The following is an 8,550-nucleotide window of genomic DNA, read 5'->3' as shown; positions in this document are numbered from 1 at the left end:
GGCGGCGTTGGACTTGGGGTTTTATATTTCATTTTCAGGCATTATCACTTTTAAGAGTGCGGGTGATTTGCGCGAGGTTGCTAAAAAAGTGCCGTTGGATAGGATTTTGGTGGAAACGGATGCACCTTATTTAACCCCTGTGCCCTACCGTGGCAAGCCTAACTCGCCCGCCTACACTTATTATACAGTTGAAAAATTAGCCGAAATTCGGGGCGAGAGTATTGAAGCAATTGCTAATGCCACCACCAATAATTTTAAGACCTTGTTTTTCTGATGAGCGTTCAATTTAAGACAGTTGATGAGTTTTCCACAGGACAACGACTAGATAATTATTTACTTAAAATACTTAAAGGTGTGCCAAAATCACACATCTATCGAGTGATTCGTAAAGGTGAAGTGCGGGTCAATAAGGGCAGGAAAAAAGCCGATTACAAATTACAAGTCGATGATGTGGTGCGTATCCCACCGATTCGGGTGGCTGAATCAAAGCCGAGTAAAACCTCAGATAGTCTTAAAAAGTTGTTGACTGAGAGTATTTTGTATGAGGATAAAGGGCTGTTGGTGATTAATAAGCCGAGTGGATTGGCAGTGCATGGTGGTAGTGGTATTGATATTGGGGTGATTGAGGCATTCAGAGATATGTTTAACACGCCGGTGGAGTTGGTGCATCGCATTGACCGTGCGACTTCAGGCGTTTTGTTGATTGCCAAAAAACGCAGTGTATTGAAAAATCTACATGAGCAACTGATTCAACATCAAATGGAGAAACGCTATACGGCTCTGGTTAAAGGCACATGGTCAAAAAAACGCCATAGTATTGACGCACCTTTATATCAGAATTCACGCTGCACAGTGGTTGATGCGAAAGGCAAAGATGCGCTTAGTCACTTTCAACCAATAAAGAATTTTGAGAGTATTGATGCTTCTTTGGTTGAAGTGCTCATTGAAACTGGGCGTATGCATCAGATCCGTGTGCATGGACAATATGCGGGGCATCCTTTGGCGTGCGATGATAAATATGGTGACAGAGAATTTGATCGAAAATTACATGCTCAAGGTTTGAGGCGTTTATTCCTGCATGCGCATCAACTGACTTTTACCAATCCAAGTACGGGGGAAATCCAAACCATTAAGGCGCCGTTGTCAGCGGAATTACAGGCATTTTTGGCGACCTTATGAAGGCTTATTTTCTCCTGATGCGTTTACACAAGCCGATTGGGATTTATTTGTTACTTTATCCTGCTTTGTGGGCGTTGTTTTTGGCGGCAGAGAGAGTGCCTGATTTAAAGTTATGCTTGATTTTTGTTGCAGGGGTGGTTTTAATGCGTTCAGCAGGTTGTGTGATTAATGATTATGCAGATAGAGGGATTGATAAATTGATCAAACGCACGCAAAACCGTCCCATCACCACAGGGGAAATTCATCCAAAATCAGCACTTATTTTATTTTTTGTGCTGATGATGATCGCCTTTGGTTTGGTATTGATGACCAATACTTTGACCATTCAATTAGCAGTGATTGCAGCTTTTTTGGCGACACTCTATCCGTTTACTAAGCGTTGGACGCACCTGCCACAGTTCGTGCTTGGCTGTGCATTTGCAATGAGTGTGCCGATGGCTTTTGCTGCCACCAATGGCAGCGTGCTTGCGGGTGCGTGGTGGGTTTTTTTGGCGACTGTTGTGTGGACGGTGATTTACGATACTATGTATGCCATGGCGGATAGAGAGGAAGATTTAAAGATTGGGGTTAAATCCAGTGCCATTTTATTTGCTCGGTTTGATCGGCTCATTATTGCTTTGTTGCAATTAATGTTGATTGGTATTTTGATTACAATTGGGCGGGTATTTGGATTAAAATTAGAGTATTTTCTTATGTTGTTTGTGGTGTTGGGGTTGATGTTTTATCATCAGTTTTTAATTAAAAAGCGGGAGAAAGGCGCTTGTTTTAAGGCATTTTTGCACAATCACTATATTGGGATGAGTGTGCTGTTGGGTATTATTTTTGGATTATGATTGGAGGTTTTTATGAGATTTTTTAAATTTGTGACGGGTATTTCGTTGTTGGCATTAGCGTTTTTGAGTAATGCGCAGTCTAATCCTCAATGGGTTCAAATGGTGACAAATGACCAGCTTAGCGTCAGAGTTGTCTTATTAAATGATACGCAATGTCCAAAAGTGAGTGTTGATAATGTCCCTACGGCTATGCACTTAAGAGCTGCTAAGGTGGTGGATTTCCCCGCAGTATGTGAATTGTTGGTCAGTCGTGATACCCGTTCAATTAAAATTAAACAGCAGGCGTTGCCGACTTTGCCCAGTGTGGTAGATCGTATTGCTATATTAGGCGATACAGGATGTCGCATTAATAAAATTAATGCACAAGCGTGTAATGATGCTCAAGCTTGGCCGTTGCGTGAATTGAGTGCCAGTATTGGCGCCCAAACCCCCGATATAATTTTGCATGTAGGCGATTATTTTTACCGAGAAACCCCTTGTCCTGAAGGTGATAAAGGTTGCAAAGGCTCGCCTAGTGGATACAACTGGGATACTTGGAATGCCGATTGGTTTGCACCTGCAAACTCATTATTTCAATCCTCAGTAATTGCTCTTTCTAGGGGTAATCATGAAGAATGTGGCAGAGCACAAAACGGCTGGTCGCGCTATTTATCGCCATGGGCGTATCCAAAGGCGGGGCAAGCTTGTGCAGAGATGGAAAAGCCTTATATATTGAAATTGAAAGGGGTTAATTATATTATGTTTGACAGTAGTTCTGGTCAGGATGATCGTACTTCTGAGCCACAATTGGCACTTTATAAAAAGGCAATAGCGCAATTAAAAATTGATAAAGATTCAACCAATATATTCCTAACGCATCGACCTATGTGGACTTATAACAAAATTAAATCTACTTATTATTATGGCAATCTAACCCAACAAATTGCTTTTAAGAACTTACTACCCAAGCGCACGCTATTTGTTTCTGGACATGCCCATTATCTGCAAGTACTGGATATGCAAACTGATTATGATCAAGTGATTATTGGCAATAGTGGCACAGAGTTGGTAAAAGTTGGCAATACCACGCAAAAAAATGTTGACATAAACAAACATATGGCTAATTTTGTTTATTCTCGCTCTGGTTTTGGTTACGGAATTTTGACAGAGTCAAGTAAAACCCTTAAATTTTATAAGCAAAATGGCGCCCATACTGGAGAATGCATATGGTTATCTGACAAGCAACATCCCTCTTTAATCTGTCAATAGCTAAAGAAGCTGGTAAAGATATTGATCTAATTGTGTCAATATCTTTTAAGGCGAGTTTTATTAAATGCCTCTTAGGAGTTCGTTGATACCTACTTTAGAACGAGTTTTAGCGTCTACTTGTTTGACAATCACTGCGCAGTAGAGTGAATAACTACCATCTTTTGAAGGTAGATTGCCAGATACAACAACTGAGCCTGCTGGTACACGACCATAAGTTATTTCGCCAGTTTCTCGATTGAAGATCTTGGTAGATTGCCCTATATAAACACCCATTGAAATCACCGCACCCTCTTCAACAATCACGCCTTCAACTACCTCTGAACGAGCACCAATAAAGCAGTTATCTTCAATAATAGTTGGGCTGGCTTGTAATGGCTCTAAAACACCACCGATACCAACACCACCTGAGAGGTGTACATTCTTGCCAATTTGTGCGCAAGAACCAACGGTTGTCCAAGTATCTACCATTGTGCCAGAGCCAACATAAGCGCCAATATTGACATACGACGGCATAAGCACTGTGTCTTTGGCGATGAACGAGCCACGACGCGCACTCGCTGGTGGCACGACACGAACACCTGCTGCTGCAAATTCATCTGCTGATAGTTCGGCAAATTTTGAAGGCACTTTATCGTAGTATTGGGTAAATCCGCCTGGCATTGGCGTGTTGTCTTCTAACCTAAAAGAAAGTAACACTGCTTTTTTTAGCCATTCGTTAACTGTCCAATCACCCACACCTTGTTGTTCGGCAACACGCGCTTGACCTGAATCGAGCAGATGGATCGCCTCAGCAACGGCTTGTTTAACTTCGCTACTGGCAGTTTGTGGGTTGATGTTAGCCCTGTCTTCAAAAGCCACTTCAATAATATCTTTCATAAGGTATCCATCGTTCAAAAAACAGATATTATATCAGGGCAAGCCACTAATCTTCGTGACAATGATTGTGATGATGCTCATAAGTTGTCATTAGTTCATCCATCTGGTCGGCGTATAAATCATTAAATTGAGCATCTTTAATAAGCGCCTCAGGTTTTCCCATGCAACAAATATGGTGATATAGGCACAGTACTTGGGTGGATTCTTTCATTACCCGATGTAGGTCGTGAGAGATCATCAACACCGCACAGCCTTGTTGTTGGTGAATGTTTTGAATGAGTTTATAGAGCTGCATTTGTCCATCAACATCAAGATTTTGTGCAGGTTCGTCCAAGATCAATACATTGGGTTTATTGAGTAGCGCACGCGTTAGTAATACGCGTTGTAACTCACCACCTGATAGGATTTTTAAAGGTGAGTCTAACAAGTCTTGAATCCCCATTAATTCAGCGGTTTCTTGCAAGAAACTAGGTGCAACTTTTTGATTCAGATTGCAAAAATCAAGCACCTTTAGTGGCATAAATGGATTGGGGCTAAAAGCTTGTGGCATATAACCCAATTTGAATTTTTTCGCACGCTTAATATTACCACTATCGGCTTTAATCAAACCCAATAAAACCTTGATAAGTGAGCTTTTCCCTGCACCATTTGGACCGATGATAGTAAGAAACTCTCCCTGCTGTAGCTCAAAACTCACCTTATCCAAAACGCTTTTTCCACGGCGCGTGAGACTGATATCGTGAGCGCTAATAAGGGCTTGAGATGAGATTGTCATAGGTGTATTTTATACTAATCTTGATGTCTAAAAAATCGGTAAAATTCACCCTTATGTCAAACCCTCATCAACTTATTCTATTAGACGGATCAGCCTTTTTATTTAGGGCTTATTTTTCTACTATTGCACAAAATTTAACCAATGATGAGGGTTTTCCAACAGGGGCAATGTTTGGCGTCATTAATGCGTTGAAGCGCCTACAGAATCAATACCCTGAAGCAAAACTCATTGCAATCTTTGATGCCAAAGGCAAGAACCACCGTCATGAGATTTACCCTCAGTACAAAGCACATCGCAAGCCTGCTGATGAAGAGTTGGTTATGCAAATTGAACCACTGTATGAAATTATTCGTGCGATGGGGTTTCATTTTATGTGTGTTGATGGCGTGGAAGCAGACGATGTGATTGCTACGCTAACGCTTTGTGCCAAGGAGCATAAGCTAGATACGATTATTGCCAGTGGCGATAAAGATTTAATGCAATTGGTTAACGAGCATATACACCAGCTGGATATGAAAGGTAACTTGTTGGATTATGACGGTGTTGTGGAAAAAATAGGTGTTAGTCCTGAGCAAATCTTAGACCTTTTGGCACTCACTGGCGATAGTGCCGATAATATTCCTGGGGTACCAAGTGTAGGACCTAAAACCGCGATTAAGTGGCTAGGGCAGTTTAAATCTATTGAAGGTATCAAGGTCAATGCTGAGCAAATTGGTGGCAAAGTGGGTGAGAAATTGCGAGAGAATTTTGACCTACTAGATTTGTCTTATAAATTAGTGAAACTCAAGTTTGATGTAGAGTTGCCTTGTGATATTTTGGATAACGAACCAGGTGCAGACAACGAAAAGTTGATGCACCTTTATCAAAAATACGGTTTTAAAGTATGGTTTAAACAACTTGGCGGTGTTGAGTCAAGCGTGACAACTCCGGTCGTAAAGTCAACGACCTCGCCCATAGCTGAGTTAAGCTCTGAAGTGTCACAGACTGAGGTGCGTCAGTCTGATTGGTTAAAAGAATACACACAAAACACAGTATTCACACAAGATAATTTTGAAGCTTTGGTAAAACGCCTGAGCACATGTAAACGCTTTGTTTTTGATTTAGAAACCGATTCGCTAGATTATATGAACGGCAAAATTGTCGGCTGGGTATTTTTGGTAGACAAAGACAGTTTCTATGTTCCTGTTGCTCATGATTATTTAGACGCACCAGCACAACTGAGCTTTGATGAAGTGTTATCAAAATTACGGGTAATTTTAGAGAATTCAAGCATTGGAAAAATCGGACAAAACCTCAAATACGACAGCCATATCCTAGCAAATTATGGCGTTATACTCAACGGCATTGTTGATGATACTATGCTCAAATCCTATTGTTTGAATTCAGTTGCATCAAGACATAATATGGACGACCTATCCGAGTATTATCTAGGGCATACCACTATTCATTTTACCGATATTGCAGGCAAGGGTAAAAAGCAAATCACCTTCAATCAAGTGAGTATTGATAACGGTGCTCCGTATGCTTGTGAAGATGTTATTGTGACACATAAACTCAACGAAGTTTTGGCGCAAGAATTGGTGAATTATGCCAAACTTTACAAACTGTATCAAACGATAGAATTACCCCTGATTGCTGTTTTGGTAACCATGGAGCGCAATGGCGTAGAATTAGATGCTAATGCCTTGGGTAAGCAGCAATTTGATGTTATTGTGCAGATGGAAGCCATTCAGACGCAGGCATTTGAATTAGCAGGCAATGCGTTTAATTTAGAATCGCCGAAACAAATTCAGCAAATTTTGTTCTCAGAAGAAGGTTTAGGGTTGAAATCAAAAAAGAAAACCCCGAAAGGCGCACCATCAACCAATGAAGAAGCCCTGAAATTATTAGACCACCCCTTAGTGGACTTGATACTCAGTTATCGTATGCTAACTAAGCTCAATTCTACTTATTTGGAGGCACTGCCTAAGCAAATTGACCTGCACACTAAAAGGTTGCACACTTCTTATCATCAAGCAGTTACTGCCACAGGCCGCTTGTCATCTAGTAACCCAAATCTACAAAATATCCCCATTCGTAGCGAGCAAGGCGCAAGAATTCGTTCGGCTTTTATCGCCAGCGAAGGTAAAGTTATTATTGCAGCAGATTATTCGCAGATTGAGCTTAGAATTATGGCGCATATCTCTAAAGACCAAAACCTTTTAAGTGCATTCAATGAAGACAAAGATGTGCACAGCGCCACTGCATCCACTATGTTTAATGTGCCACTTGACGCTGTGACTAAAGAGCACCGTCGCAAAGCCAAAGCGATTAACTTTGGTTTGATTTATGGTATGAGTGCCTTTGGTTTGGCGAAGCAAATTGATGTCTCACGCACCGAAGCCAAGCAATATATTGATGCGTATTTTGAGAACTATCCAAATGTAGCTAACTATATGGAGCGCACCAAAGAATTAGCCAAGGCGCAAGGGTATGTTGAAACGGTGATAGGTAGGCGTTTATATTTGCCACAAATCAACGCTAAGAACAAAATGCTACAACAGCATGCCCTACGAACAGCCATCAATGCACCAATGCAAGGATCTTCAGCGGATATCATTAAAAAAGCCATGCTTGATGTTGATGCGTGGATTGGCAGAAATAATCCCGACATTAAAATGATAATGCAAGTCCATGATGAATTGGTGTTTGAAGTGAATGCGCTAAAAGCCGATGAGTTTTCTAAAAAAATACAGAACTTGATGCAGAATGCTTACCAGCTAGACATTCCACTTAAAGTTGATGTGGGTGTCGGGCAGTCTTGGCAAGAAGCACATTAATATGGAATATAGCGATTATATCGTTTATGTTGATGAAAGTGGTGATCATGGGCTCGTCAATATTGACAAGCAATATCCAATATTCGTATTGGCGTTCTGTATATTCAAAAAATCTGATTATCTGAAAACCGTTCAGGATTTTCAAGAATTTAAGTTTAATCACTTTGGCCATGATATAGTTATTTTGCATGAGAATGAAATTCGTAAAGATAAAGGTGTTTTTAAGGTGCTGAACAATCTAGAAAAGAAAAGCAGTTTTATAAAAAAGTTATCAGATGTTGTTAATCAGCAAAAGTTTGCAGTTATCAGTACAACTATTAAAAAAGATGAACTAAAAAAACATTATCGTTATGATAACAATCCTTATCATATTGCACTTAAGTTTTGTATTGAGCATTTATTCAACTTCTTAATTGCATCTAATCAGCAGAAGAAAATAACGCATATTGTTGTAGAGCAACGAGGAAAAACAGAAGATAGGGCTTTAGAGCGTGAATTTAGTAAAATATGTTCTAAGGGTAATTTCAAGGATATATAACAACCAATTTTGAGATGATAATGGCGAGCAAACAAAGTAATTCCACAGGGTTACAATTAGCTGATTTGATAGCGCGACCAATTGGATTGAATTGTCTGAGACCCAAACAAACAAACAAAAGTTTTGAAGTTATAAAAGAAAAAATAGTTAACAATAAGGTTTTTCCAGATAACAAAAAGCCACTGTGAATCCACAATGGCTTAGTGTCGACCGCGAATCCGCAATCCTTAAGAGATATTATATACGATACCACATATATTTATATAATTTCAAAATTTATAT

General features: G+C 40.1%; 8 protein-coding genes. 6 read left to right on the top strand and 2 right to left on the bottom strand.

All coding sequences use genetic code 11. The features are described 5' to 3' along the window. The 4 genes from BAZSYMA_RS06890 to BAZSYMA_RS06875 all read left to right on the top strand — a co-directional run. A partial coding sequence (locus BAZSYMA_RS06890) for a TatD family hydrolase (RefSeq protein WP_195910140.1) occupies positions 1-274 on the top strand: 274 nt, incomplete at its 5' end. Next, entirely contained in the window at positions 274-1,179 is a 906-nt protein-coding gene (locus BAZSYMA_RS06885) for an RluA family pseudouridine synthase (RefSeq protein ID WP_090717053.1), read from the top strand. The genes BAZSYMA_RS06890 and BAZSYMA_RS06885, both read left to right, overlap by 1 nt. Beyond that, positions 1,176-2,012, top strand: coding sequence for a 4-hydroxybenzoate octaprenyltransferase (gene ubiA / locus BAZSYMA_RS06880; RefSeq protein WP_090717050.1), 837 nt, complete (start codon positions 1,176-1,178; stop codon positions 2,010-2,012). The genes BAZSYMA_RS06885 and ubiA overlap by 4 nt, the downstream gene beginning before the upstream one ends. A gap of 12 nt (positions 2,013-2,024) precedes the next feature. Next, entirely contained in the window at positions 2,025-3,260 is a 1,236-nt protein-coding gene (locus BAZSYMA_RS06875; protein WP_143243135.1) for a metallophosphoesterase, read from the top strand. Positions 3,261-3,320: 60 nt separating this feature from the next. Here the strand turns inward: BAZSYMA_RS06875 and dapD are convergent, their stop codons facing one another. Both dapD and BAZSYMA_RS06865 read right to left on the bottom strand, forming a co-directional pair. Beyond that, positions 3,321-4,136, bottom strand: coding sequence for a 2,3,4,5-tetrahydropyridine-2,6-dicarboxylate N-succinyltransferase (gene dapD, locus BAZSYMA_RS06870; protein ID WP_090717046.1), 816 nt, complete (start codon positions 4,134-4,136; stop codon positions 3,321-3,323). A 46-nt stretch (positions 4,137-4,182) separates the two neighbouring features. Beyond that, positions 4,183-4,911, bottom strand: a complete 729-nt coding sequence (locus BAZSYMA_RS06865) for an ATP-binding cassette domain-containing protein (protein WP_090717043.1) — start codon at positions 4,909-4,911, stop codon at positions 4,183-4,185. 53 nt (positions 4,912-4,964) lie between these two features. Between BAZSYMA_RS06865 and polA the strand changes: the two genes are divergently transcribed. Then, positions 4,965-7,730, top strand: a complete 2,766-nt coding sequence (gene polA / locus BAZSYMA_RS06860; RefSeq protein ID WP_090717056.1) for a DNA polymerase I — start codon at positions 4,965-4,967, stop codon at positions 7,728-7,730. A gap of 1 nt (position 7,731) precedes the next feature. Beyond that, positions 7,732-8,268 (top strand): DUF3800 domain-containing protein, encoded by a 537-nt coding sequence (locus tag BAZSYMA_RS06855; protein ID WP_237731710.1) that lies wholly within the window; start codon positions 7,732-7,734, stop codon positions 8,266-8,268. The last annotated feature ends 282 nt before the right edge of the window (positions 8,269-8,550 follow it).

The organism is Bathymodiolus azoricus thioautotrophic gill symbiont, from assembly GCF_001298715.1.
Lineage (GTDB): Bacteria > Pseudomonadota > Gammaproteobacteria > PS1 > Pseudothioglobaceae > Thiodubiliella.
The sequence above is the reverse complement of the archived record's forward strand: the minus strand, read 5'-3'. Positions and strand labels throughout refer to the sequence as shown.

Excerpts from the sequence above, each read along its gene's own strand:
- BAZSYMA_RS06855 (WP_237731710.1), top strand. The coding sequence starts at position 7,732 with ATGGAATATAGCGATTATATCGTTTATGTTGATGAAAGTGGTGATCAT.
- BAZSYMA_RS06885 (WP_090717053.1), top strand. The coding sequence starts at position 274 with ATGAGCGTTCAATTTAAGACAGTTGATGAGTTTTCCACAGGACAACGA.
- BAZSYMA_RS06865 (WP_090717043.1), bottom strand. The coding sequence starts at position 4,911 with ATGACAATCTCATCTCAAGCCCTTATTAGCGCTCACGATATCAGTCTC.
- ubiA (WP_090717050.1), top strand. The coding sequence starts at position 1,176 with ATGAAGGCTTATTTTCTCCTGATGCGTTTACACAAGCCGATTGGGATT.
- BAZSYMA_RS06875 (WP_143243135.1), top strand. The coding sequence starts at position 2,025 with ATGAGATTTTTTAAATTTGTGACGGGTATTTCGTTGTTGGCATTAGCG.
- polA (WP_090717056.1), top strand. The coding sequence starts at position 4,965 with ATGTCAAACCCTCATCAACTTATTCTATTAGACGGATCAGCCTTTTTA.
- dapD (WP_090717046.1), bottom strand. The coding sequence starts at position 4,136 with ATGAAAGATATTATTGAAGTGGCTTTTGAAGACAGGGCTAACATCAAC.